This is a genomic window from Frankia sp. Hr75.2, from assembly GCF_949319125.1.
Lineage (GTDB): Bacteria > Actinomycetota > Actinomycetes > Frankiales > Frankiaceae > Parafrankia > Parafrankia soli.
On record NZ_CASGGV010000321.1, the window covers coordinates 151,234 to 176,964 of the forward strand.

Annotated in this window: 19 protein-coding genes; 15 read left to right on the forward strand and 4 right to left on the reverse strand. The window is 73.2% G+C overall.

What is annotated here, in order from left to right; all coding sequences use genetic code 11:
* The first annotated feature begins 88 nt into the window (after positions 1–88).
* Both hisB and hisH read left to right on the forward strand, forming a co-directional pair.
* Entirely contained in the window at positions 89–676 is a 588-nt protein-coding gene (hisB, locus tag AC559T_RS29665) for an imidazoleglycerol-phosphate dehydratase HisB (protein WP_020459523.1), read from the forward strand.
* Positions 673–1,287, forward strand: coding sequence for an imidazole glycerol phosphate synthase subunit HisH (gene hisH, locus AC559T_RS29670; protein WP_498870803.1), 615 nt, complete (start codon positions 673–675; stop codon positions 1,285–1,287). The genes hisB and hisH overlap by 4 nt, the downstream gene beginning before the upstream one ends.
* Positions 1,288–1,347: 60 nt before the next feature.
* Here hisH and AC559T_RS29675 read toward each other — a convergent pair whose 3' ends face one another.
* The 3 genes from AC559T_RS29675 to AC559T_RS29685 are packed head-to-tail and all read right to left on the reverse strand — an operon-like array spanning position 1,348 to position 4,157.
* Entirely contained in the window at positions 1,348–2,322 is a 975-nt protein-coding gene (locus tag AC559T_RS29675; RefSeq protein WP_112105755.1) for an ABC transporter ATP-binding protein, read from the reverse strand.
* Between the two features lie 5 nt (positions 2,323–2,327).
* Entirely contained in the window at positions 2,328–3,269 is a 942-nt protein-coding gene (locus tag AC559T_RS29680; protein ID WP_498870804.1) for an ABC transporter permease, read from the reverse strand.
* Between the two features lie 3 nt (positions 3,270–3,272).
* Entirely contained in the window at positions 3,273–4,157 is an 885-nt protein-coding gene (locus tag AC559T_RS29685; protein WP_498870805.1) for an ABC transporter permease, read from the reverse strand.
* A 109-nt stretch (positions 4,158–4,266) separates the two neighbouring features.
* On the opposite strand from AC559T_RS29685, the gene priA reads away from it, so the two are divergent.
* The 7 genes from priA (at position 4,267) to AC559T_RS29720 (ending at position 12,877) form a co-directional block, all read left to right on the forward strand.
* Positions 4,267–5,004 (forward strand): bifunctional 1-(5-phosphoribosyl)-5-((5-phosphoribosylamino)methylideneamino)imidazole-4-carboxamide isomerase/phosphoribosylanthranilate isomerase PriA, encoded by a 738-nt coding sequence (priA, locus tag AC559T_RS29690; protein ID WP_112105752.1) that lies wholly within the window; start codon positions 4,267–4,269, stop codon positions 5,002–5,004.
* Positions 5,001–5,765: an imidazole glycerol phosphate synthase subunit HisF gene (gene hisF / locus AC559T_RS29695; RefSeq protein WP_071065627.1), complete on the forward strand. Its 765-nt coding sequence runs from the start codon at positions 5,001–5,003 to the stop codon at positions 5,763–5,765. Before priA ends, hisF begins: the two co-directional genes overlap by 4 nt.
* A 619-nt stretch (positions 5,766–6,384) precedes the next feature.
* The gene (locus AC559T_RS29700; RefSeq protein WP_498870806.1) at positions 6,385–8,373 is read left to right on the forward strand and encodes an ABC transporter ATP-binding protein; all 1,989 of its coding nucleotides are present in this window, start codon (positions 6,385–6,387) and stop codon (positions 8,371–8,373) included.
* Positions 8,370–10,136, forward strand: a complete 1,767-nt coding sequence (locus AC559T_RS29705; protein ID WP_368951691.1) for an ABC transporter ATP-binding protein — start codon at positions 8,370–8,372, stop codon at positions 10,134–10,136. The genes AC559T_RS29700 and AC559T_RS29705 overlap by 4 nt, the downstream gene beginning before the upstream one ends.
* Before the next feature lie 94 nt (positions 10,137–10,230).
* A complete protein-coding gene (hisI, locus tag AC559T_RS29710) occupies positions 10,231–10,695 on the forward strand; it encodes a phosphoribosyl-AMP cyclohydrolase (RefSeq protein ID WP_498870807.1) in 465 nt (154 codons plus the stop codon).
* On the forward strand, positions 10,692–12,260 hold the full coding sequence (locus AC559T_RS29715) for an anthranilate synthase component I (protein ID WP_071065623.1): 1,569 nt from the start codon (positions 10,692–10,694) through the stop codon (positions 12,258–12,260). Before hisI ends, AC559T_RS29715 begins: the two co-directional genes overlap by 4 nt.
* The gene (locus AC559T_RS29720; RefSeq protein WP_112105748.1) at positions 12,257–12,877 is read left to right on the forward strand and encodes a Trp biosynthesis-associated membrane protein; all 621 of its coding nucleotides are present in this window, start codon (positions 12,257–12,259) and stop codon (positions 12,875–12,877) included. The genes AC559T_RS29715 and AC559T_RS29720 overlap by 4 nt, the downstream gene beginning before the upstream one ends.
* Before the next feature lie 3 nt (positions 12,878–12,880).
* Here the strand turns inward: AC559T_RS29720 and AC559T_RS29725 are convergent, their stop codons facing one another.
* Positions 12,881–13,111: a hypothetical protein gene (locus AC559T_RS29725; protein WP_131626002.1), complete on the reverse strand. Its 231-nt coding sequence runs from the start codon at positions 13,109–13,111 to the stop codon at positions 12,881–12,883.
* A 971-nt stretch (positions 13,112–14,082) separates the two neighbouring features.
* On the opposite strand from AC559T_RS29725, the gene trpC reads away from it, so the two are divergent.
* The 6 genes from trpC to AC559T_RS29755 all read left to right on the forward strand — a co-directional run bounded on the left by trpC (position 14,083) and on the right by AC559T_RS29755 (position 25,655).
* A complete protein-coding gene (gene trpC, locus AC559T_RS29730) occupies positions 14,083–14,889 on the forward strand; it encodes an indole-3-glycerol phosphate synthase TrpC (protein WP_020459536.1) in 807 nt (268 codons plus the stop codon).
* A 65-nt stretch (positions 14,890–14,954) separates the two neighbouring features.
* Positions 14,955–16,427, forward strand: a complete 1,473-nt coding sequence (trpB, locus tag AC559T_RS29735) for a tryptophan synthase subunit beta (protein ID WP_112105746.1) — start codon at positions 14,955–14,957, stop codon at positions 16,425–16,427.
* Between the two features lie 38 nt (positions 16,428–16,465).
* Positions 16,466–17,386, forward strand: a complete 921-nt coding sequence (trpA, locus tag AC559T_RS29740; protein ID WP_083391218.1) for a tryptophan synthase subunit alpha — start codon at positions 16,466–16,468, stop codon at positions 17,384–17,386.
* Positions 17,387–17,593: 207 nt separating this feature from the next.
* On the forward strand, positions 17,594–18,691 hold the full coding sequence (gene lgt / locus AC559T_RS29745) for a prolipoprotein diacylglyceryl transferase (protein WP_498870808.1): 1,098 nt from the start codon (positions 17,594–17,596) through the stop codon (positions 18,689–18,691).
* Between the two features lie 527 nt (positions 18,692–19,218).
* Positions 19,219–23,871 carry a glutamate synthase large subunit gene (gene gltB, locus AC559T_RS29750; protein WP_498870809.1) on the forward strand — a complete coding sequence of 1,551 codons (4,653 nt, stop codon included), beginning with the start codon at positions 19,219–19,221 and terminating at the stop codon, positions 23,869–23,871.
* 338 nt (positions 23,872–24,209) lie between these two features.
* On the forward strand, positions 24,210–25,655 hold the full coding sequence (locus AC559T_RS29755) for a glutamate synthase subunit beta (protein WP_071065617.1): 1,446 nt from the start codon (positions 24,210–24,212) through the stop codon (positions 25,653–25,655).
* Positions 25,656–25,731: the final 76 nt, after the last annotated feature.

Below are 25,731 nucleotides of genomic sequence, written 5' to 3' on the forward strand. Positions count from 1 at the left end.
GACCGGTACGACCGCCCGGACCGACCAAACAGCCGGCCGGCCGGCCGGCCGGTCCAGCGCCGCACCAGTGGAGAACCCGAGGGAAACGATGGCACGCACCGCTCGCGTCGAGCGCAAGACCAAGGAGTCGCACGTCCTGATCGAGCTCGACCTCGACGGGACGGGCCTGGCGTCGGCGGAGACCGGCGTCCCGTTCTTCGACCACATGATGGAGCAGCTCGGCAAGCACGGAGGCTTCGACCTCACCGTGCGCACCGAGGGCGACCTGCACATCGACGCGCACCACACCGTCGAGGACACGGCCATCGCGTTCGGCACCGCGCTGCGCGAGGCGCTCGGCGACAAGGCGGGCATCCGCCGTTTCGGCGACGCGACCGTGCCGCTCGACGAGGCGCTGGTGCAGTCGGCCGTCGACCTCTCCGGCCGGCCCTACTGTGTGCACGTCGAGCCGGAGCTGGTCGGCCTGATCGGCACCTACGACACCACGCTCACCCGGCACATCTTCGAGTCGATCACCGCCTCGGCGCGGATCGCGCTGCACGTGCGGGTGCTGTCCGGGCGCAACGCCCACCACGTCGTCGAGGCGCAGTTCAAGTCGGTGGCCCGGGCCATGCGCGACGCGGTGGCGCTCGACGCGCGGGTCGCCGGCGTGCCGTCCACCAAGGGCGTGCTTTGAGCGGCCCGCGGCCGGACGTCGTCGTCCTCGACTACGGCTCGGGGAACCTGCGCTCGGCCGAGCGGGCGCTCGCCCGGGTCGGTGCCGAGGTGACGGTGACGGCGGATCTCGACGCCGCCCGGGCCGCCGGCGGGCTCGTCGTCCCCGGGGTCGGCGCCTTCGCGGCGTGCATGGCGGGTGTGGATGCGGTCGGCGGCGGCGAGGTCGTGCGTGAGCGGCTGGCTGCCGGCCGACCGGTCCTCGGGATCTGCGTGGGCATGCAGATCCTCTACCAGCTCGGCGACGAGCACGGTGTGCGGACGGAGGGCCTCGGCGTGCTCGAGGGGAGCGTGCGCCGGCTGACGGCGCCGGTCCTGCCGCACATGGGCTGGAACGTCGTCACGCCCCCATCGGAGTCGGTCCTGTTCGAGGGCATCGACGCGGAGACGCGTTTCTACTTCGTGCACTCTTACGCGGCGGCGGCGCGGGCGGGTGACACCGTCGCCGAGCACGGCGAGGCGTTCGCCGCCGCGGTCGAGCGCGGACCGCTCGCGGCCACCCAGTTCCATCCGGAGAAGTCCGGCGACGCCGGTGCCCACGTCCTGCGGAACTGGCTGCGCACCCTGAGCTGACCACCTGCAGCGGCCAGCCGCCGCCGCCACAGGCGCAGGCGTCGGCTCCGGCCCTGTTGATCAGGGGGCGTCGGGGGCGAGTCGGTCGGTGGTGTAGAGGCGGGCGATGACGTCCTCGATCGCCGGCTCGCCGACCGAGAGGTCGACCAGCGGGTAGCGGGCCGCGATCTCGCTGACCAGCGGTGCCGCGCTGCCACCCGCCGGGAGCTCGAGCCACTGCCGGGCGCCGTGCACCCGCACGACGCGCGCCCCCTCGACGGTCATCGCCGGCAGCGGCTCGGCGAGGTCGACCCGCAGCGTCCGCGTGCCGCCGAGGCGCTCGCGCAGCGTCTCGAGCTCGCCGTCGAAGGCCAGCCGGCCATGGTCGATGACCATCACCCGCCGGCACAGCTGCTCGACGTCGGTCATGTCGTGGGTGGTGAGCACGATCGTCGTCCCCGCCTCGCGGTTGGTGCGTGCGAGGAACGCGCGGACCGCCGTCTTCGAGACGACGTCCAGGCCGATCGTCGGCTCGTCCAGGTAGACGATCTCCGGGTCGGGCAGGAAGGCGGCCGTGATGTTGCCGCGCATCCGCTGGCCGAGCGAGAGCTGCCGCACCGGGGTGTCGAGGATCGGCGCCAGCGCCAGCATCTCGACGAAATGCTCGAGATTGTTCCGGTATCGCGGCGCCGGGATCCGGTAGATGCGGCGGATCAGTTCGAAGCTGTCGCGTAGTGGCAGGTCCCACCACAGCTGCGAGCGCTGGCCGAAGACCACCCCGATGCGCCGGCTGAGCCGCAGGCGCTGCCGGGACGGGTCCAGCCCGGCCACCCGCAGCCGCCCACCGGACGGCGTCAGGATGCCGACCAGCATCTTGATGGTGGTGCTCTTGCCCGCGCCGTTCGGGCCGAGGTACCCGACGATCTCCCCGGCCCGGACCGTGAACGACAGGTCCGCGACGGCGTGGACGTCCACCCGTTCCCGGCGCATCCAGCCGGCCCGCCGCCGCAGGACGAACGTCTTGCTGACCCCCTCGACGTCGATGACGCCGGTCATGACACTCAGCTCCCGGTGCTGCGGTAGTGGCGGAGGCCGAGGCGCCAGGCCGTCCCGGCGAGCATGGCGGTGACCAGGGCAACGGCGGGGGACAGGAACCGGGTGAGCCCCGGCAGGCCGAACGGGTCGGGCCGGTCGAGCACGAACAGGGCCGGCTGCCAGTTCACGAAGGCGATCGGCAGCACCACGGTCATCAGCAGCGCCGTCCGGCGGCCGTAGACCGTCAGCGGGTACTGCGTCGCGAGCGCCGCGCCCTGCCGGACGGCGCCCACGGCGACGGACGCGTCCGGAGCGACGAACAGCACCGCCGCGGTGCCCACCGAGAGGCTCACACTGATCACGATCCCACTGATGATCATTAGTGGGAGGACGGCGATCCGGGCGGGGGTCCAGGGGACGTCCAGCGCGGTGAGGCTGATCACGAGGACGGCGGCGGGCTGCACCACCCGGCCCAGCCGCTGCGGGGAGAAGTCCGCGGTCGCGGCCTGCACGAGCACGCTGACGGGGCGGGTGAGCATCGGGTCCAGCTTGCCGTCCTTGATCGGCCAGCCGAGGCGGTCCAGCGGGCCGACCGCGGCCTCGGCGGCGGCGAAGGCGAGGGCCGACGTCCCGTAGAGGAAGGCGACCTCGGCGAGCGAGAAGCCGTCGAGGTCGGGCAGGTGGGCGAACACGATGCCGATCGCGGCGAGGTCCAGCACCGTCGCCGCCATCTCGACGAGGGTGTACAGGACGAGTGAGAGCCGGTACTGGGCCGTCGAGCGGAAGGCTGCGCCGACCAGCAGTAGGTAGTGGCCCGCCTCCGCCCGCACCAGCCCGAGCCGCCCGCCCACGCCGCTGTCGGCAACCGTCGCGTGGGTGCCACTCACGTGGGTGCCGGTCGCCGTGGTGCCGGCAGTGCTGATGCCTGCGCCTGCGCCGGCGGTGGCCGCGGCCTCGTCCGTGGTCACCCGTCAGCCTCCCTGTACGACGAGGCGGCGCAGCGCGGCGGTCGTCAGGACGCGGCCGGCCAGGCACAGCAGCAGCGCCCAGACCGCCTGGTAGGCGAGGATCCGTTCCGGGCCGGCGGCCGCGCTCCCGAGGTATGCCGTGCCGCCGGCCGGCGACCCGAGGTAGAGGTCCATCGGCGCCTGGACGACGGCCCCGAACGGCAGGAACCCGGCGATCGTCCCGAGCACGCCGGGGAACAGCCCGAGGGGCAGCACGGCGCCGGAGAAGAACATCATCACGAGCGCGGCGACGGCCTGCACCCCCCGGTCGTCGGTCAGCCAGAACGCGCTGAGCGCGACCAGGTAGCGCAGGCCGAAGCTGACCAGGAGGGCCAGCACGAGACTCGCGGCGAACAGCGCGCCGGTGCCCGACGAGCGGGGGAGCCGCAGGTCGAACAGGAACGCTCCGACCACACCCGCGGGTATCGCGCGGGTGGTCAGGTACACCCCGGCCCGCCCGACCTCCAGGCCGAGCCACCACCGCTGGAACCCGACGGGCCGGACGACGTCGGTCTCGACGCCGCCGTCGCGCACCCGCCAGGCCAGGTCGACCATGCCGCCGAAGACGGCGAAGGTGCTGACGAGGGCCTGCCCGACCACGGTGAAGGTGACCGCCGCGGTGGCGTCGTAGCCGGCGAGCCCGGGGCGCTGTTCCCACACGGCCAGTGCCAGGTGGCCGCGCAGGACGGTCAGCACGATGTTGGAGATGACCGAGGCCGCGACCGTCGCCCGGTCGGTGACGTACCGGCGCGCGGCGGCGGACGCGATCGCGGCCCACATCCGCGCGCTGGCCAGGGCACGCCCGGTGGTTCCGGGCGTCGACGCCTGGCCTGCCACGTCGAAGGTCATCGCCGACCACGCTAGAGCGATCCGTGGTCGGAGGATCTCAGGTTGCGGCAACTCGTGTGGTCCGGTGGTGCGCCTCCTCGAGGGCCGGGGTGACCCGTAGGGTGGGGATGTGACGTTGACGCTGCTACCCGCGGTGGATGTGGCCGACGGCCTGGCCGTCCGCCTGGTCCAGGGCGAGGCCGGAACCGAGACCTCCTACGGCGACCCGCGCGAGGCGGCGCTGGCCTGGCAGCGCGACGGCGCCGAGTGGATCCATCTGGTCGACCTCGACGCGGCCTTCGGCCGCGGGTCCAACCGTGACCTGATCGCCGAGGTCGTCCGCTCCGTCGACGTGGCCGTGGAGCTCTCCGGCGGCATTCGGGACGACGACTCCCTCGACGCCGCGCTGGCCACCGGCGCGGCCCGGGTCAACATCGGCACGGCGGCGCTCGAGGACCCGGAGTGGGTGCGCAAGGCGATCGACCGGGTCGGCGACCGGATCGCCGTGGGCCTGGACGTCCGTGGCACCACCCTCGCCGCGCGGGGCTGGACGCGCGAGGGCGGCGAGCTCTACGAGGTGCTCGCACGGCTGGACGCCGACGGCTGCGCCCGCTACGTGCTCACCGACGTCCGCCGGGACGGGACCCTCACCGGCCCGAACGTCGAGCTGCTGCGGGCCGTGACGGCCGCGACGACCCGGCCGGTGGTCGCCAGCGGCGGCGTCTCCTCCCTGGAGGACCTGCGCGCGATCGCGACGGTGCCCGGTGTCGAGGGCGCCATTGTCGGCAAGGCGCTCTACGCCGGCGCGTTCACCCTGCCCGAGGCGCTCGCGGTCGCGGCGGAGGTGCCCGCGGCGGGCGCACCGTGACCGTCGCCGTCCGGGTGATCCCCTGCCTCGACGTCGACGGCGGGCGGGTCGTCAAGGGTGTGAACTTCACCGACCTGCGGGACGCGGGCGACCCGGTCGAGATGGCCCGGCTCTACGACGCCGAGGGCGCCGACGAGCTGACCTTCCTCGACATCACCGCGTCCAGCGGAAACCGGGAGACCACGTACGACATCGTCCGGCGCACGGCGGAGCAGGTCTTCATCCCGCTCACCGTCGGCGGCGGGGTGCGCTCGGTCGACGACGTCGACCGGCTGCTGCGCGCCGGCGCCGACAAGGTGGGGATCAACACCGCGGCCGTCGCCCGCCCGGAGCTGGTCCGCGAGTGCGCGCTGCGGTTCGGCAGCCAGTGCATCGTGCTCTCGGTGGACGCCCGTCGCTCCCGCGAGCCGGGCGGCCCCGCCTTCGAGGTGACCACCCACGGCGGGCGCCAGGGCACCGGCATCGACGCGGTCGCCTGGGCCGCGCGGGCCGTCGAGCTGGGCGCCGGCGAGATCCTGCTGAACTCGATGGACGCCGACGGCACCCAGGACGGCTACGACCTGGAAATGATCACATCGGTCCGCGCGGCGGTGAACGTCCCGGTGATCGCCAGCGGTGGCGCCGGCAGCCTCGACCACTTCGCCCCCGCGGTCGGCGCCGGCGCCGACGCCGTGCTGGCCGCCAGCGTCTTCCACTTCGGGCGGATGCGGATCTCCGAGGTGAAGAAGGTGCTGCGCGACGCCGCCATCGCGGTGCGCTGACGGCTGCGGGCAACGAGCGGCCGGCTTGCGGCGCTGACGGCTGCGGGGCCGGGCTGACGGCTGCGGCCGGGGTACGGATCGGCTGGTGGCGTCGGTCGTGGGCATTTCCTCGAACGCGGGTCGAACGTCGGTTGTCCATCAGCGGTCGGTTGGGTCATTGCCGGGCCGGCGGCCTTCGCGCGGGCCAGGATGTCGGGCGCGCCTTGGTCGTCCGGGTGGTGAGCCGGCGGGCACCGTGTCCGGGGCGCGCTGGTGAGCAGGCGTCTGACCGGGACTGTTACCGCCGGGTTGCGCGTTGAGTGACGAACGGCCGCGTCACCCGGGGGACGGCGTGCGGCGGCCGCCGATGCCGCGGGGGGTGTTCCGCGGCCGCCCGTGAAACGGAGGAGTGCCAGTGCCCGGTGACCCCGCGTCCGGCGAGGTGACCCGCAGGAAAGCAGCCCCCGGCGGTGCCGGTTCGCCTGGGCCCCCCGCCGCGGCATCCCGGCCTGCCGCGGAGCCCCGGCCTGCCGCGGAGCCCCGGCCTGCCGCGGAGCCCCGGCCTGCCGCGGAGCCCCGGCCTGCCGCGGAGCCCCGGCCTGCCGCGGAGCCCCGGCCCGTCGCGGCGGGCTCGCCCACGGTGATCAGGCGCGGGCTGGGCGTGCTCGCGATCGCCGTCCGGGAGGAGCTCAGGGTCTTCCTGATCGCGCTGGCCGGCAGCTCCCTCTACGCGCTGGCGACGGTCGCGAGCTCGCTCGCCCTTGGCGAGATCACCGAGCGCGTCCTCGTCCCGAGCATCGACGACGGCGCCGCCGACTGGAGCGCCGTCATCGGCGCGGCGCTGATCATGGTCGGCATCGGGTTCGCCCGGGCGGCCGGGATGTTCTTCCGCCGCCTGGTCTCCGGAATGATGCAGTACCGGCTGCAGGCCACCTACCGGCGTCGGGTCACCCGCCAGTACCTGCGGCTGCCGCTGGCCTGGCACCAGCGGCACTCGACCGGTTCGCTGCTGTCCAACGCGAACGCGGACGTGGAGGCCACGTGGGCGCCGATCGCGCCGCTGCCGTTCGCCGCCGGCGTGCTGGTCATGCTCGCCGCGGCGCTGGCCCTGCTGATCGCGACCGACCCGCTGCTGGCCCTGGTGGGCTGTGTCGTGTTCCCCGCGTTCGGTGTCGTCAACGTGGTCTACGGCCGGTGGGTGTCGCCGCTCTACGGCCGCGCCCAGCGCCTGCGAGCCGAGGTCAGCGGGGTCGCCCACGAGTCCTTCGACGGTGCGCTCGTCGTGAAGACCCTGGGTCGGGAGGCCGACGAGACGGCCCGCTTCGCCGTCAAGGCCGGCGAGCTGCGCGACGCGATGGTCCGTGCGGGCCAGGTCCGGGGCATGTTCGACCCGGTCATGGAGGCGCTGCCCAACCTCGGCGTGCTGGCCGTGATCGTCGTCGGAGCGGTCCGCATCGACGGCGGCTCGCTCACCGTCGGTGAGCTGGTTCGGGTCGCCTACCTGTTCACCCTGCTGGCCTTCCCGATCAGAGCGATCGGATGGGTCTTCGGTGAGCTGCCCAGGTCCGTCGTCGGGCACGAGCGGGTGGACGCGGTGCTCACGGCCCGCGGCGGTCTCTGCTTCGGCTCCGCCGCCCTCGCCGGCTCCGGCCCGGCGGCGCTGCGCGTCACCGGCGTCGGATACGGCTACCCGGTGCAGACCGCCGGCGACCACGACGACGTCACGGACACCTCCGCGAACATCCCCGCCGCCAGGTCGCCATCCACCGAGGCGGTGTGGCCCGCGCTGCACGGGGTGACCTTCGACGTGGCCCCCGGCCGGGTGGTCGCGCTGACAGGGCGCACCGGTGCCGGCAAGTCGACTCTGGTGAACCTCCTCGCCCGCCTGGTCGACCCCAACTCGGGCACCGTCCGGATCGACGGCGTGGACCTGCGTGACCTGGCGATGGGCGAGGTGACCCGCGCGGTCGCGCTCGTCCCCCAGCAGACGTTCCTGTTCGACGACACCGTGCGGGTGAACGTCGCCCTCGGCCTGGACGTCGACGACGAGACCGTGTGGGAGGCCCTGCGCCGGGCCCAGGCGGAGCGCTTCGTCCGCGCCCTGCCAGCCGGCCTCGACACCAGGGTGGGGGAGCGGGGGACCACGCTCTCCGGCGGTCAGCGCCAGCGGATCGGCCTCGCCCGCGCGCTCGTGCGCGACCCGCGGCTGCTGGTCCTCGACGACGCGACGTCCAGCGTCGACCCGCGGATCGAGTCGTCCATCCTCGCCGGGCTGCGGGAGCGGGCGGGGGCGTCGACGGTGGTGATCGTCGCGCACCGGCGGTCCACCGTCGAGCTCGCCGACGAGGTCGTGCACCTGGATGACGGCCGTGTCACCGCGCAGGGCACCCACCGGGAGCTTCTGGCCAGCTCGCCCGGCTACGCGGAGCTGCTGACGGCCTACGACGAGGACACGGACGCCGGGACCGGCGACGGGCCGACCCCGGGAACGCGGGGGGAGCCCGGGCCTCACCGGGTGCCGGCGCCGGGCTCCTCCGGGCTGAACGCCGCCGCATCGGGTACCGCCGCGCCTGTCGACGCGGCCTCGGTCGGAATGCTGACGGTTCCGGACCAGGAGGGCGCACGATGAGCTCCGACGGCCTGTGGGCGACCGGGGGCCGGCTGCGCCGGCTCGTGCCGGAGCTGACCGCCGGCATCGCCGGAACCCTGGCCCTCGCCGTGACCGCCACCGTGGGCAAGGTGGTGATCCCCGTCGTGGTCCAGCAGACGCTCGACCGCGGTGTCTGGGAGGGCGGAGCGGACCTCGGCCTCGTCGGAGTCTCGGTGGCCCTCGCCGCGGTCGCCATCCTGATCACCGCGCTCGCGGCGTTCCGGATGAACGTGCGGCTCTACCGCGTCTCCGAGAGCGCGCTGGCCACCCTGCGCGTCCGGGCCTTCCGTCACGTCCACGACCTGTCGATGCTGAGCCAGTCCGCGCAGCGGCGCGGCTCGCTGACCTCCCGGGTCACCAGTGACATCGACACGATGTCGCAGTTCCTCCAGTTCGGCGGCGTCATGCTGATCGTCGCCACCGGGCAGATGCTGATCGCCACGATCCTCATGTTCGTCTACTCCTGGCAGCTGGCCCTGCTGGTGTACGCGTTCTTCGTCCCGCTGGTCATCGCCACCCGGCGTTTCCAGAAGCGGCTGGCGGTGCGGTACGGGAAGGTGCGGGAGCGGGTCGGGGACATGCTCGGCGCGATCTCGGAGTCGGTGGTCGGCGCCCAGGTCGTGCGGGCCTACGGCGCGCAGGACCGCACCTCCCGGCGCATCGACGGCACGGTGGAGGACTACCGCGCCGCACAGACCCACGCCCAGACCCTGGTGGCGGGGGTGTTCGCCGGAGTCGAGACGGTCGCCGCGCTCACCACCGCGGGGGTGGTGATCGTCGGGGTCGCGATCGGCGTCGACGGATCGCTGACCACCGGGCAGCTGGTGGCCTTCCTGTTCCTCCTCACGCTGTTCGTGATGCCCATCCAGTCACTGACCGAGGTACTGAACGACGGCGCGAACGCCTTCGCCGGGCTGCGGCGGGTCCTCGACGTCCTCGACACCCCGTCGGACGTCCGCGACCCGGCCGAGGACACCGGTGGCGTGGCGCTGCCCGACGGGCCGCTCGGCGTGCGGTTCGACCATGTCGGATTCGCCTACCCGGGCGGCCCGCCGGTGCTCCACGACGTGACGCTCGACCTCGCGTCGCACCGGCGGGTGGCCGTCGTCGGGGAGACCGGCTCCGGCAAGACGACGATGGCGAAGCTGCTCACCCGGCTCATGGACCCCACCGACGGCACCGTGCTGATCGGCGGCGTCCCGCTGAACCAGGTGCGGTTCGACTCGCTGCGGGGCCGGGTGGTCATGGTGCCGCAGGACGGGTTCCTGTTCGACCTCACCGTCGCCGGCAACGTCCGGTACGGGCGGCCGGACGCCTCCGACGCCGAGATCGTGAACGCCTTCGCGCAGCTCGGCCTGGGCGACTGGCTCGCCGGCCTGCCCGCCGGCATCGCCACCCCGGTGGGGGAACGCGGTGAGCTGCTCTCCGCCGGCGAACGCCAGCTCGTGGCGCTTGCCCGTGCCCAGCTCGCCGACCCCGACCTGCTCGTCCTCGACGAGGCGACCTCCGCCGTCGACCCGGCGACCGAAGTGAAGATCGCCACGGCCCTGCTCGAGCTCACCAGGGGACGCACCTCCGTCACCATCGCGCACCGGCTCTCCACCGCGGAGGCCGCCGACGAGGTCGTCGTGGTCGACGCCGGGCGGGTCGTCCAGCGCGGGACGCACACGGAGCTGGTCGCCGTGCCCGGGGTCTACCGGCGGCTACACGAATCCTGGGCGGCCGGGGTCTCGTCGCACTGACCGCCGCCCGGAGGGGTGACCCCGGTCGGCGGGTCCCGGCCCGCCTGCCGTGGTGACCTGGAGGCCTGCTGGCCGCGGCGGGCAGAATGGGCGGGTGACCGCACGTGCCTCCGATCTCGACCCCGCCATCGCCCGGCAGCTCAAGCGGGACGGCTCCGGACTGTTCCCGGCCGTCGCCCAGCAGTACGACTCGGGTGAGGTGCTCATGGTCGGATGGATGGACGACGAGGCGTTGCACCGGACCCTCACCACCGGCCGGGCCACCTACTGGAGCCGCAGCCGGGCCGAGTACTGGGTCAAGGGCGACACCAGCGGGCACGTGCAGTGGGTGCGGTCGGTCGCCCTCGACTGCGACGGCGACACCGTGCTGGTCCAGGTGGACCAGGTGGGCCCGGCCTGCCATACCGGCACGCGTACCTGCTTCACCGGCCGCGAGCTGCAGGTCGGCGGCGCCCGGCCCCTGCCGCCCCCGGCCGTGAACCCCACGCCGACGCCGCCCTCCACGCCCATGTCCATGCCGGCAGTGGCGCCGGCGCCGACGACGGGAGCACCACGATGACCACCGGCGAGATCACACCGAGCCGGGCGGAGTTCCACGAGCTCGCCGCGCGCCAGCCGGTCGTCGCGGTGTCCCGCCGCCTGCTCGCCGACGGCGAGACACCGGTCGGGGTCTACCGCAAGCTGGCCGGCGGGCCGGGGACGTTCCTGCTCGAGTCCGCCGAGCACGGGGGCGTGTGGTCGCGCTACTCCTTCGTCGGCGTCCGTGCCGCGGCCACACTCACCGAACGGGACGGGCAGGCCGCCTGGACGGACGGAACCCCGCCGCCCGGTGTCCCGCTCGACGGCGACCCGCTCGACGTCCTGCGTGCCGTGGAACGCCAGCTCTGCTCGGCCCGGCCGAGTGGCACTCCGCCGCTGCTGGGAGGCCTGGTCGGGTACCTCTCGTACGACATCGTCCGGCGCATCGAGCGGCTGCCCGCCCGGGCAACCGACGATCTCGGGATGCCCGAGCTGCGGATGCTCCTGACGACCGACCTCGCCGTCCTCGACCACACCGACGGATCGTGCCAGCTCGTCGCGAACATCTTCACCGGCTCCGGGGACCCGGCCGAAGCAGCGGACCTGGCTGGCCCAGGAGCGGCGGGCGGACCGTCCGCGCGGCGGGCGGAGCTGGACGCCGCCTACGACGATGCGGTGCACCGCATCGAGGTGATGACGGCAGATCTCGGCAAGTGGAGCGAGCCGACCGTGGCGACCACGACCGGGGCGTCCACGGGCGTGCGCGACTTCGCCTCCGCAACCCCGCCCGGCGGCTTCCACGCCGCCGTCGAGCGGTCGATCGAGGAGATCCGGGCGGGGGAGTGCTTCCAGATCGTGGTCTCCCAGCGGTTCGAGCGCCCCACCACCGCCGACGCCCTCGACGTCTACCGGGTTCTGCGGGCGTCGAACCCCAGCCCCTACATGTACCTGCTGCGGTTCGCCGATCATGATGTGGTCGGCTCGTCGCCGGAGGCGCACGTCAAGGTCACCGGCCGCCGGGCGTTGCTGCACCCGATCGCGGGCAGCCGGCCGCGGGGCGAGACCCCCGAGCGCGATGCCGAACTGGCCGCCCAGCTCCTGGCCGATCCGAAGGAACGGTCCGAGCACGTGATGCTGGTCGACCTGGTCCGCAATGATCTCGGGCGGGTCTGCGTGCCCGGATCGGTGCGGGTGGTCGAGTTCGCGTCGGTCGAGCGGTTCTCGCACATCATGCACATCGTCTCCACCGTGATCGGTGAGGTGGCGCCCGAGCGCAGCGCGGTCGACGTCCTCGCCGCGACCTTTCCCGCCGGGACGTTGTCGGGAGCGCCCAAGGTGCGGGCCATGGAGATCATCGACGAGCTCGAGCCGACGAGGCGCGGCCTGTACGGCGGGGTCGTGGGATATCTCGATTTCGGCGGTGACCTCGACACCGCGATCGCCATCCGCACAGCGGTCCTCCGTTCAGGAATGGCCTACGTGCAGGCCGGCGCCGGGATCGTGGCGGACTCCGTTCCCGACACCGAGGATCTCGAGAGCCGGACGAAGGCCGCGGCGGTTCTCCGCGCGATCGAGGTGGCGGAGTCGCTCCGCCCGCCGGTATGACAGCGCCCGCCGACCTGCCCGCGCCCGCAGGAAGCCCCGCTCCCGGCGCCCGCCGGGAGCGGGCGCTCGCCATGGTCGCGTGCCTGGTCGGATCCGCCGTCGTCCTGTTCAGCGCCAGCGCGACCTGGGTCTCGGCCCAAGTTCAGGCCGGCACGGGCGGGCAGGCCTCGGCCGTGGCGGCGCCCCTGCCGGTGAAGTGGTCGGGAGAATCGCTCGCCCCGGCCGCCACCGCGCTGGCGCTGCTCGGGCTCGCCGCCACCGTGGCGATCATCGCGACCAGGCGCGTGGGGCGGACCCTGGTGGGCGTGCTCCTGGCGGGTGCAGGGGTCGCGATCTTCCTGATCGCCGGCGGGATCGCCCTCGACCCGATGGCCGCGGTGCGGGGGACCGACGAGGTCAGGGCGCTCGTCCCCATCGGGGATCCGACCATCCTCGATCTTTCCCGCACCGTGGCTCCATGGCTCGCCTCCTTCGGTGGTCTCGTGCTCGCGATCACGGGTGCCGTCGTCGTCGCACGCGCCGGGACCTGGCCGGCCATGTCCGGCCGCTACCAGGCCCGCGCAGCCGCACCCGCTGACGCCTGGGACGCCATCGAGCGGGGCCAGGACCCCACCTGACCATCAGGACTGCTCCTCTCGTTCAGGGACCGCGTCCCGCGCGGGGGCGGGAGCGCCGTCGACCTTCTGCTCGGGATCTGCCGTCGTGAGCCGGAGCCGCTGGCCGGCCAGGGCGGCGAAGGTCAGGTCATTGCGCTCGATGTCCGCCTCGAGCAGGGAGATGAGCTCGTCCATCCGCGCGATGCGGCGGTCGAGATCCTGAACCTGCGCGATCAGCAGGTCATGCTCCGTCACCGGACCGCTCACGGGAACGCGGGACGCCGTGCCCGGGCCTGGCCGCGGAGGGCGGCCGGGCGTGTCTGGCGCGCCGCTGAGCCCCGCCCGGCCCGTGCCGCCGGCACGCTCCTCAGGCGCTCTGCGGCCCTCGGTACCGCCTCCGCCGGTCTCGGTCTGGGCACCTGGCGGGGCGGTGAGCCGCGGCGGCGCCGCGCCCACTGATCCGCAGGCCACGGGACTCGCCGGGGAGGGGTCCGCGGCACCCGCTGCGCCGGTGGCCGCCGGGCCCGTGGGCCGGGGAGCCGCGGAGCCACCCGGGCTCGTGGCGGGGCGGCCGGGCGCTGGGCGCTCCGGCGCCGCGCCGCGTACTCGGGACGATGATCGCGAATTCTGGCCGATCCTCTCGTCGGCGCCACCTTCCGGCGCACTCGGAACGGGCGGCCCGGCGGGGGTGGGAATGCCGCCGGAGACCCGGCGAGCGGACCACACGGCGGCGGCGGACCAGGCTGCGACGAGCCGTTCCGAGCCGCCCCGGCGGGCCCGCGGGTAGGCCGTATCTGACCTCCGTGCCGCGTCCGCGGCGTCTCGAGGCCTCGGCTCGTCACTCCACATCGCGCCTCCCGAATCCACTCGTGTTCGAACGTGTGTTCGATGATACGGGTCGGTGGCGGACCGTCAAAGTGCCGGGTGCGCGGGCGTGTCGCGAGGCGTCTGCCCAGGTGTCGTGCCGTGGTCGCGCGAGTGCGTCCGGTGTCAGGGCCAACAGGAGCACCACTACCGTCGGTCGGGGCTCCGTCGCTCGTCCCGCGATCCCTCGGGTTGGTCTGGCCTCGACGTCGACGTCAGGGGTGCGGCCACTCGGATGGCCAATGCGTGGACAACCACGAATCGTGACGGCTCGGCGCCGCGGGTGGGGGCGACGGGCCTCGGGCTCGAGACTGCCCTACCATCGGCGGCATGGCAGCCGCGACTGGCGCGAGCGCGGGGCGATGAACGCTCTCGAGGAGATCCTCGACGGGGTCAGAGCAGATCTGGCCGTCCGTGAGCGGGAAACGTCCCTGGCAGCTCTGAAACAACGTGTTGAGCGTGTACCCGATCCCCGGGACGCGCTGGCGGTGCTGCGCGCACCGCGGGTTTCGGTGATCGCGGAGATCAAGCGCCGCTCGCCGTCCAGGGGTGCGCTCGCGACGATCGCCGATCCGGCGGCGCTCGCCTCGCTCTACGAGCAGGCGGGCGCCGCGGCGGTCAGCGTCCTCACCGAGCAGCGGCGGTTCGGCGGCTCGCTGGCCGATCTGGACGCCGTCCGGGTGGCCGTCGACATCCCCGTCCTGCGCAAGGACTTCGTGATCTCGCCGTACCAGGTCCTCGAGGCGCGGGCGCATGGCGCCGACATGGTCCTGCTGATCGTGGCCGCGCTCGATCAGCCGAGGCTGATCGGGCTGCTCGAGCGGGTCGAGTCGCTGGGCATGACCGCGCTGGTCGAGGTGCACGACGAGACCGAGATGCTGCGGGCTCTCGACGCGGGCGCCCGGCTGGTCGGGGTCAACGCCCGCAACCTGCGCACCCTCGAGGTGGACAGGGAGACCTTCGCCCGGCTCGCGCCGATGGTCCCGCAGGGGGTCCTGAAGGTCGCCGAGTCCGGCGTGCGCGGCCCGCGCGACCTGCTCCAGTACGCGGGTGCCGGGGCCGACGCGGTGCTGGTCGGGGAGGCCGCCGTGACCGGCGGCGACCCGCGCCAGTTCGTCGCCGATCTCGTGACCGCCGGAACGCATCCCGCCACCCGTATCGCGCACTGACCCGCCGACCGCTCGGGCGCCGTGTAAGGCGGTCGGCCGAGCGGTCGCCGGCCAGGCCCGCACGGATGCTCTGTGTTCGGAGCGTCTCCGGGCGGGGCCCGGCCCCGCACGTCACCTCGGTGGGGGTGGGCGCCGGTACAGTCGGGGCCGTGACAGCTCGATCCGTCGACACCACCGCCGACCCGACCTCCGCCATCGATCCGAGCCGTGCCACCGACCCGAGCCGCGCGACCGGCCCGGTCGAGGTCGGCACGTGGTCGGCCGCCCAGGCGGCGGGGAACTGGCAGGCCGTACCGGACGCCGCCGGCCACTACGGCCGTTTCGGCGGGCGGTTTGTCCCGGAGGCGCTGTTCGCGGCGCTCGACGAGCTCACCGCGGCCTACGAGGCCGCCCGGGTCGACCCCGCCTTCGTCGATGAGCTCGACCGCCTGTTGGCGAGCTACGCCGGGCGCCCGACGCCGCTGACCTCGGCCGACCGGCTCACGGAGCGGATCGGTGGCGCGCGCATCCTGCTCAAGCGCGAGGATCTCGCGCACACCGGCTCACACAAGATCAACAATGTTCTCGGGCAGTGCCTTCTCACCCGGCGGATGGGCAAGACCCGGGTGATCGCCGAGACCGGAGCCGGTCAGCACGGCGTGGCCACCGCCACCGCCTGCGCCCTGCTGGGGCTGGAGTGCGTCGTCTACATGGGCGAGGAGGACACTCGCCGGCAGGCGCTCAACGTCGCCCGGATGCGCCTGCTCGGTGCCGAGGTGGTTCCCGTCGCGTCGGGCAGCCGCACCCTGAAGGACGCCATCAACGAGGCCATGCGCGACTGGGTGGCCACCGTCGACTCGACCCACTACTGCATCGGGTCCGTGATGGGCCCGCACCCCTTCCCGATGATGGTCCGTGACTTCCAGCGGATCATCGGCGTGGAAGCACGTCAGCAGACGCTCGACCTGCTCGGCCGCCTACCCGACGCCGTCGTCGCCTGTGTCGGGGGGGGGTCGAACGCGATGGGCGTCTTCCACCGCTTCATCCCGGACACCGAGGTCGCCCTGATCGGCTGCGAGGCCGGCGGCGACGGAGTGGTGACGGGCCGCCACGCCGCGGCGATCGCCGGGGGCGCGCCCGGGGTCCTGCACGGCATGCGGACCTTCCTCCTCCAGGACGCGGACGGTCAGACCCAGGTCTCCCATTCCATCTCGGCCGGGCTCGACTACCCGGGCATCGGCCCTGAGCACGCCCTCCTGCACGAGACCGGCCGGGCCAGCTACCGGGTGGTCGACGACAGCGCCGCGATGGAGGCACTGGCGCTGGTCGCGCGGACGGAGGGCATCCTCGTCGCGATCGAGAGCGCACACGCATTCGCCGGCGCGTTCGAGGTGGCCCGTGAGCTCGGCCCGGATGCCGTCGTCCTGGTCAACTGCTCCGGCCGAGGAGACAAGGACGTCGACACGGCCGCCCGCTGGTTCGATCTGCTGGACACGGACGACACGGACGCCGAGTCCCGGGGCGAGGGCGCAACCCCGGCCACCGAACCGTCCGCCTGACGACAACGACGAGGAACGGACGCACGGTGCGGAGTCAAGTGGCGCACGACCAGTCGGCCCAGCAGGCACGGGCCCAGGAGCAGCCGGCAAACGACCAGCCGGCGCCGAGCCGGCTCGAGCCGTCCGGGCAGCGGCCCGCCCGACCCGGCGGGCCGAGCCCGCTCGACGAGGCCTTCGCGGCCGCGCGCAAGGACGGGCGGGCGGTGCTCGTCGGCTATCTCCCCGCCGGGTTCCCGACGGTGGACCGCGGCATCGCGGCGATGCGGGCGATGGTCGCGGCGGGCGTGGACGTCGTCGAGGTCGGCCTGCCCTACTCGGATCCGACGATGGACGGCCCGGTCATCCAGGACGCCGCGGACACCGCGCTGCGCGGCGGCGTGACCACCAGGGACGTGCTGCGCACGGTCGAGGCGGTCGCCGAGACCGGGGCCCCCACCCTGGTGATGACCTACTGGAACCCGGTGGAGCGGTACGGCATGGAGGCGTTCGCCGCCGACCTGGCCGCCGCCGGCGGGGCCGGGGCGATCACCCCCGACCTGCCGCCGGAGGAGGCCGGCCCGTGGCTCGCGGCCAGCGCCACCCACGGCCTCGACCCGGTCTTCCTGGTCGCGCCGAGCTCGACCACCGAACGGCTGCGCCTGGTGACGGCGCACAGCGGCGGCTTCGTCTACGCGGCGTCGACCATGGGCGTCACCGGTGCGCGCGCCGCCGTCGGTGTGAAGGCGGCCGGCCTGGTCGCCCGGGTCCGGGAGGTGACCGACCTGCCTGTGGCGGTTGGCCTCGGCGTCAGCACCGGTGCCCAGGCGTCCGAGGTGGCCGGCTTCGCCGACGGCGTCATCGTGGGCTCGGCGCTGGTCCGGGCCCTGGCGGCCGACGCGCGGGACGGTGCCTACGGCGTCGGTGCGATCGAGCGGCTGGCGGTCGAGCTCGCCGCCGGCGTGCGTTCGGCCACCGCCTGACCAGGCGGCCTCCGGTCGTCCCGCGCTCGCCGCGGTCCGCGGGCGCCGCCATCCGCAGGCGTTCGCCGCTGTCCGCCGCCATCCGGCGGTGTGGACGGGCGTGGGTCCGTCGGCGGTCGGCGGGCTGGCCTCGCTGCCGGCTGAGTACGGGGAGATAGCCTGACGCTCGTGGTGCTCGCTGCGATACCCAGTCCTTCTCGAGGGGTCGTGCATCTGGGACCAGTCCCGTTGCGCGCCTATGCGTTGATGATCGTCCTGGGGATCATCGTCGCTGTCGCCGTCACAGCCCGGCGGTTGCGGGCCCGGGGCGCGGATCCGGTGATCGCCAGCGAGGTGGCGTACTGGGCGGTCCCGTTCGGGATCGTCGGTGCGAGGATCTACCACGTCGTCAGCAGCCCCGAGGCCTACTTCGGTACGAACGGCGATCTGCTGGCCGTGTTCGAGGTGTGGAACGGCGGCCTGGCGATCTGGGGCGCCGTCTCCGGTGGCGCGCTCGGCGCCTGGATCGCCTGCCGTCGGATGCGCGTCTCGTTCGGCCTGTTCGCCGACGCGCTCGCGCCGGGCCTCGCCCTCGCGCAGGCGATCGGGCGCTGGGGTAACTGGTTCAACCAGGAGTTGTACGGCCGCGCGACGGACGTGCCCTGGGCGGTCCGCATCGACCCGGCCCACCAGATGATCCCGGGCGTGGCGACGTATCACCCGACGTTCCTCTACGAGTCGCTGTGGAACCTCGCGGTCGCCGGGGTGCTTCTGCTGGTCGACAGGCGTTGGCGGCTGGGCCGCGGCCGGCTGTTCTTCCTCTACGTGGCGCTTTACACCATCGGAAGGCTGTGGATCGAGGCCCTGCGGATCGACACCGCGGAGAAGGTCCTCGGGCTGCGGATCAACATCTGGGTCTCGATCGCGGTCTTCCTGCTGGCCCTGCTGGCGCTGGCGTTGGTCCGTCGCCCGATCGACCCGGATGTCGGCTGGACCAGCCCCGCCGCCACCGCCACCGCCACCGCCACCGGTGACGGTGACGGTGACGGCGAGACGGCAGCCACGGGTGCCGTCGCCCCGGTCGGTGCCTCCGTCGGCTCCGCCGCGGATTCCGGCGGTGTGGCCGCCGGCGGTAACACCGCGGCGGCTCCCGGCACGGGGCCAGCCGACGGCCAGGCCGCGCCCGGCGGACCAGCCGGGCCGAGTGGTGGTGCCAGCGGTGCCAGCAGTGCGGTCGGCGGTACCGGGACCGCCGGTGACCCGGTCACCGAGCCAGCCGCGCCCGGCCTGCCGGCGCCGTCCGGCCACGACCAGCGGTCGGGGTAGGCCGCCTCGCCCAGCGGCGGGGATCACCGGCGCGGTCGCCGGGCCCGCGACCGGGTTGACGTTTCGGGCGAACCCCCGCCCGACCAGGAGACCCCGTGTCCCCGGGACGTCGGCGTCCCCGGGGGACGTTCGCGGTCGCCGGACCCTGGAATCGGTCCGTTCCTCGGCCGGGCGGACCGGCGGCTGGACGAGATCCGTACACTGCGGACCGGGAGTGTGTCGTCACCCGGGCCGGCTGTCCGTCCGGGCCGGGTCGCCGGGCGACGCGTTCGGTGACAACGATGTTGCCTCGCTGTGACATTTTCTGTCATCGACGCCTTTTACCTGAACTTCGTTGATCGTCCAGGAAATCTGCCGTCATCTTGCTGTGACCTGGCGGACATTAGCGATCACGGCGGATCCGGCGCGCTCATGGCACACTCGGTAGAGGCGTGGAGCTGGCGACCAGCCCGTCATCTCGTCGCGCCGCCCTCCGGACAGCGTCGTCCGCTCCCATCGGCCCTTGAAGATGGACAGGACACCGCCGGATGCCGACTGCGCAAGGTCTCTACGACCCCACCTTCGAACACGACGCGTGCGGCGTCGGCTTCGTCGTCGATGTGCACGGCCGGCGCAGTCATGAGCTGGTCGATCAGGGTCTGACCGTGCTGCGCAATCTCGATCACCGGGGTGCGTCGGGCAGCGATCCCGACACCGGTGACGGCGCGGGCATCCTCGTCCAGGTCCCGGACGTCTTCTTCCGTGACGTCGTCGAGTTCGCGCTGCCCGCGCCCGGTCGGTACGCGGTGGGCACCGTGTTCCTGCCGCAGGTCGCCGGCGAGCGCGACGACGCCGTCCGGACCATCAGCCGGATCGTCCGCCAGGAGGGCCTGCGTGTCCTGGGGTGGCGGGAGGTGCCGACCGTCAGCCACATCGTCGGCCACGCCGCCCGTGAGGTCGAGCCGTGGATGCGGCAGGTCTTCCTCGCGCTGCCCGGCACGCCGACGCGGCCGCGCGTCGCGCCCGTCACGGCCGACGGCGCCGAGATCGCCGGCGCTGCCGGGGCCGCTGACGGCGTAGGCACGGCGGTCCTCGCCACCGATCCGTCCGCGCCCTCGACCGCGACCGGGCCCGACGGCTTCGACGCCATGGAGCTCGAGCGCAGCGCGTTCTGCGTGCGCAAGCGGGTGCGCCGGGAGACCGGCGTGTACATGCCCTCGCTGTCGTCGCGGACCATCGTCTACAAGGGCATGCTGACCACCCATCAGCTTTCCGCCTACTTCCCGGACCTCGACGACCCGCGGTTCGCCAGCGCCATCGCGCTGGTCCACAGCCGGTTCTCGACGAACACGTTCCCGAGCTGGCCGCTGGCCCACCCGTACCGGCTGATCGCCCACAACGGCGAGATCAACACGGTGCGCGGCAACCGCAACTGGATGCGGGCGCGGGAGGCGCTGCTCGCCAGCGACCTCATCCCCGGCGACCTGTCCCGGCTGTTCCCGATCTGCGCGGACGGCGCCAGCGACTCGGCCAGCTTCGACGAGGTGCTGGAGCTGCTGCACCTGGGCGGCCGGTCGCTGCCGCACGCGGTGCTGATGATGATCCCCGAGGCGTGGGAGAACCACGAGGAGATGGACGCGGCCCGCCGGGCCTTCTACCGCTTCCACTCCGCGCTCATGGAGCCCTGGGACGGGCCGGCGTCCATCGCGTTCACCGACGGCACGGTCATCGGCGCGGTGCTCGACCGCAACGGCCTGCGTCCGTCCCGGTACTGGGTGACCGACGACGGCCTGGTCGTGATGGCCTCCGAGGTCGGCGTGCTCGACATCCCGCCGCACCGGGTGGTGCGCAAGGGGCGCCTGCAGCCGGGCCGGATGTTCCTCGTCGACACCGCGCAGGGCCGGATCGTCAGCGACGACGAGATCAAGTCCGAGCTGGCCTCCGCCGCCCCGTACGAGGAGTGGCTGCACGCCGGGCTGATCTCCCTCGACGACCTGCCCGAGCGCGAGCACGTCCTGTACGGGCACTCGTCCGTCATGCGCCGCCAGCAGGTGTTCGGCTACTCCCAGGAGGAGCTGCGGATCATCATCGGCCCGATGGCCCGTACCGGGGCCGAGCCGATCGGGTCGATGGGCACCGACACCCCGGTCGCGGTGCTCTCCAGCCGGCCGCGGCTGCTGTTCGACTACTTCACCCAGCTGTTCGCGCAGGTCACGAACCCGCCGCTGGACGCCATCCGGGAGGAGCTGGTCACCAGCCTCGGGCGCACGCTGGGCCCGGAGGGGAACCTGCTCGCGCCGTCCCCTGCGTCGGCGCGCATGGTGCACCTGCCGTTCCCGGTGATCAGCAACACCCAGCTGGCGCGGATCATCGGCATCAACGACGACGGTGACATGCCCGGGTTCGCCTCGGTGACCGTGCGTGGTCTCTACGACGTCGCCGGCGGCGGGGCGGCGCTGGCCGCGCGGCTGGCGGAGATCTGTTCCGGCGTCAGCGAGGCGATCGCCGACGGTGCCCGCATTGTGGTCCTCTCGGACCGCGACTCCGATGAGCGCAAGGCGCCGATCCCGTCGCTGCTGCTGACGGCCGCCGTCCACCACCACCTGATCCGGGAGAAGACCCGGACGAAGGTCGGCCTGATCGTCGAGTGCGGCGACGCCCGGGAGGTCCACCACATCGCCCTGCTCACCGGGTACGGCGCGGCGGCGGTCAACCCGTACCTGGCGTTCGAGTCGATCGACGACCTCCTCGCCCGCGGCGAGCTCACCGGCATCGAGCGCGAGCAGGCCGAGAAGAACCTGATCAAGGGCCTCGGCAAGGGTCTGCTCAAGGTGATGTCCAAGATGGGCATCTCGACGGTGGCGAGCTACACCGGCGCCCAGGTCTTCGAGGCGATCGGGCTCGCCCAGGAGCTCGTCGACCAGTACTTCGTCGGCACCCCGAGCCGGCTGGACGGCGTCGGCATCGACGTCATCGCCGAGGAGGTCGCGGCCCGCCACCGGCGCGCCTACCCGGCCGTCCCGTCCGAGCTGGCGCACCGCACCCTCGAGGTCGGCGGCGAGTACCAGTGGCGGCGCGAGGGCGAGCTGCACCTGTTCAACCCGGAGACGGTCTTCCTGCTCCAGCACTCCACCCGCAGCCGTCAGTACGACCTGTTCCGTCAGTACACCGCGAAGGTCGACGGCCTCTCCCGGGAGAACGCGACGCTGCGCGGGCTGTTCGAGCTGCGTACCCGCGGGCGGGCGCCGATCCCGATCGACCAGGTCGAGCCGGTGTCGGAGATCGTGAAGCGGTTCGCGACCGGCGCCATGTCGTACGGCTCGATCAGCGCCGAGGCGCACGAGACGCTGGCGATCGCGATGAACCGCCTGGGTGGGAAGTCGAACACCGGTGAGGGCGGCGAGGACGCGCGCCGGTTCCTTCCCGACGAGAACGGCGACCTGCGTCGCTCGGCGGTCAAGCAGGTCGCGAGCGGCCGGTTCGGCGTGACCAGCGAGTACCTGGCGAACGCGGACGACATCCAGATCAAGATGGCGCAGGGCGCGAAGCCGGGGGAGGGCGGCCAGCTGCCCGGGCACAAGGTGTACCCGTGGATCGCGAAGACCCGGCACTCCACGCCGGGCGTGGGTCTGATCTCGCCGCCGCCGCACCACGACATCTACTCGATCGAGGACCTCGCCCAGCTCATCCACGACCTGAAGAACGCCAACCCGAAGGCCCGGGTGCACGTCAAGCTCGTCGCCGAGGTCGGCGTCGGGACGGTGGCCGCGGGAGTCTCCAAGGCGCACGCCGACGTCGTGCTCATCTCCGGCCACGACGGCGGCACCGGCGCCTCCCCGCTGACCTCGCTCAAGCACGCCGGCGCCCCCTGGGAGCTCGGGCTCGCCGAGACCCAGCAGACGCTGCTGCTCAACGGCCTGCGGGACCGGATCGTCGTCCAGGTCGACGGCCAGATGAAGACCGGGCGGGACGTCGTCGTCGGCGCGCTCCTCGGCGCCGAGGAGTTCGGTTTCGCCACGGCGCCGCTTGTCGTCGCGGGTTGCGTGATGATGCGCGTCTGCCACCTCGACACCTGCCCCGTCGGCGTGGCGACGCAGAACCCGGAGCTGCGCGCGCGTTTCACCGGCCGGCCGGAGTTCGTCGAGGCGTTCTTCACCTTCATCGCCGAGGAGGTCCGGGAGCACCTGGCCGCCCTCGGGCTGCGCAGCATCGCCGAGGCGGTGGGGCGGGTCGACCTGCTCGACGCCCGCGCCGCCATCGACCACTGGAAGGCCTCCGGGCTCGACATCACCCCGCTGCTGCACACCCCGGAGCGGCCGTTCGGCGGCTCGCTGCACTGCACCGCCAGCCAGGACCACGGGCTCGACAAGGCCCTGGACAACTCCCTGATCCAGCTCTGCGAGGGCGCGATCGAGGATGGCCGTCCGGTCTGGCTTGAAATGCCGATCCGCAACGTCAACCGGACGGTCGGGACCATGCTCGGCTACGAGGTGACGAAGCGGTACGGGGCCGCCGGCCTGCCCGACGACACGATCTCGCTGCGGTTCACCGGCTCCGCGGGGCAGAGCTTCGGGGCGTTCGTGCCGCGCGGGATGACCCTCACCCTCGAGGGCGACGTCAACGACTACACCGGCAAGGGGCTGTCCGGCGGGCGGATCATCGTCTTCCCGCCGAAGGAGTCGCCGCTGCGCGCCGAGGAGAACACCGTCGCGGGCAACGTGCTGCTCTACGGCGCGACCGCCGGCGAGGCGTTCTTCCGCGGCATCGTCGGCGAGCGGTTCTGCGTGCGCAACTCCGGAGCCACCGCGGTCGTCGAGGGGGTCGGCGACCACGGCTGCGAGTACATGACCGGCGGTACGGTGGTGGTTCTCGGGCCGATCGGGCGCAACTTCGCGGCCGGCATGAGCGGCGGCGTGGCCTACCTGTACAAGCCGGTCATCCAGCGCATCAACACCGAGATGGTGGACGTCGATCCGCTCGACGACGACGACCGGTCCGCGCTGCGCGGCATCGTCGAGAAGCACTACCGGGAAACCGGTTCGGCCATCGCGTCCCGGTTGATCGCCAACTGGGCCGGCGCCCAGGAGGACTTCGTCAAGGTCATGCCGAAGGACTACAAGCGGGTACTGGCGGCGATGCGGAGCGCCGAGGAGCAGGGCCTGTCGGTGGAGGATGCGATCATGGCCGCCGCGCGCGTCTGACCGGCGCGGCAGCCCACCTCGCGGCGATCCTTCGCGCGAGCGCGGTTTTCGGAGGACGATTCTCCGCACCGCTGCAGATCGACCGCCAGCCCGTACGACGCGCCAGACCGAATGACGCGCCAGACCGAATGACGCGCCAGACCGAATGACGCGCCAGACCGAATGACGCGCCAGCCCGACCGGACGTCGACCGAGCGGGCGTCGACTGACCCAACGACCGACCGAACGAACGTCGACCGACATCACGGCCGGGAACGCGATGCCGGCGTCCCCGAACCATCAGCGGGGCACGCGGGGCGGACACGTCACAGCGGCCTCATGGAACCGACAGGAGCGGCATGGCTGACCCGACCGGCTTTCTCAAGCACCGCCGGGAGCTGCCCACGCGCCGACCGGTGGACGTGCGCATCACCGACTGGCGCGAGGTGTACGAGTCGTTCCCGGAGCCGGCGCTGCGTGACCAGGCGGGCCGGTGCATGGACTGCGGCATCCCGTTCTGCCACGAGGGCTGCCCGCTCGGGAACATCATTCCCGAGTGGAACGACCTCGCCCGCCGCTCGGACTGGTCCGAGGCGATCGAACGGCTGCACGCGACGAACAACTTCCCGGAGTTCACCGGGCGGCTGTGCCCCGCGCCGTGCGAGGCGGCCTGCGTGCTGGGCATCGGGGACGACCCGGTGACCATCAAGCAGATCGAGGTCACCATCATCGACCGTGCCATCTCGGACGGGTCGGTCGTGCCGGTGCCGCCGTCGGTGCGCACGGGCCGCCGCGTCGCGGTCGTCGGCTCGGGCCCGGCCGGCCTCGCCGCCGCCCAGCAGCTCACCCGGGCCGGCCACGAGGTGGTCGTCTACGAGCGGGCCGACCGCGCCGGCGGCCTGCTCCGCTACGGCATCCCCGAGTTCAAGATGGAGAAGCGGGTCCTCGACAACCGTCTGGCCCAGATGGAGGCCGAGGGGACGTCGTTCGTCACCTCGTGCAACGTGGGCGTCGACATCACCGCCGACGAGCTGCGCTCGTCCTACGACGCGGTCGTCCTGGCCGGCGGGTCGACGGTGGGGCGTGACCTTCCCGTCCCCGGGCGGGAGCTGCGGGGCATCCACCTGGCCATGGAGTTCCTGGTCCCGGCGAACCGGGTGCAGCAGGGGGACCTGGCCGAGACGACGATCTCCGCTGCCGGCAAGCGGGTCGTGATCATCGGCGGTGGCGACACCGGGGCGGACTGCCTGGGCACCTCGCACCGGCAGGGCGCCCTGTCCGTCCACCAGCTCGAGATCATGCCGCGGCCGCCCGCCTCCCGGCCGCCGGCGAACCCGTGGCCGTCCTTCCCGATCGTCTACCGGGTGTCCAGTGCGCACGAGGAGGGCGGCGAGCGGGTCTTCGCCGTCTCCACCGAGCGCTTCGTCGGCGATGACGAGGGCAACGTGCGGGCCCTGCTCATGCACGAGGTCCAGATGGTCGACGGGCGCTTCCAGAAGATCGAGGGCAGCGAGACCGAGCTGCCGTGCGACCTGGTGCTGCTGGCGATGGGCTTCGTCGGCCCGGAGCGCCCCGGCCTGCTCGAGCAGCTCGGCGTCGACCTGGACGCCCGCGGCAACGTCGCCCGCGATCTTGGTTGGTCGACGTCGGTGCCCGGCGTGTTCGTGGCCGGTGACATGGGCCGTGGCCAGTCCCTGATCGTCTGGGCCATCGCGGAGGGGCGCTCGGCGGCCGCCGCCGTCGACCGGCACCTGATGGGGACGACCGACCTGCCGGCTCCGATCCTGCCGACCCGCCGGCCCTGACCCCGAGCCCCGGGCGGGCGGACCCCCCGGCGGGGGGCGCTGGGGGGGGGCCCGGGGCCGGGGGGGGCCCTGGGCC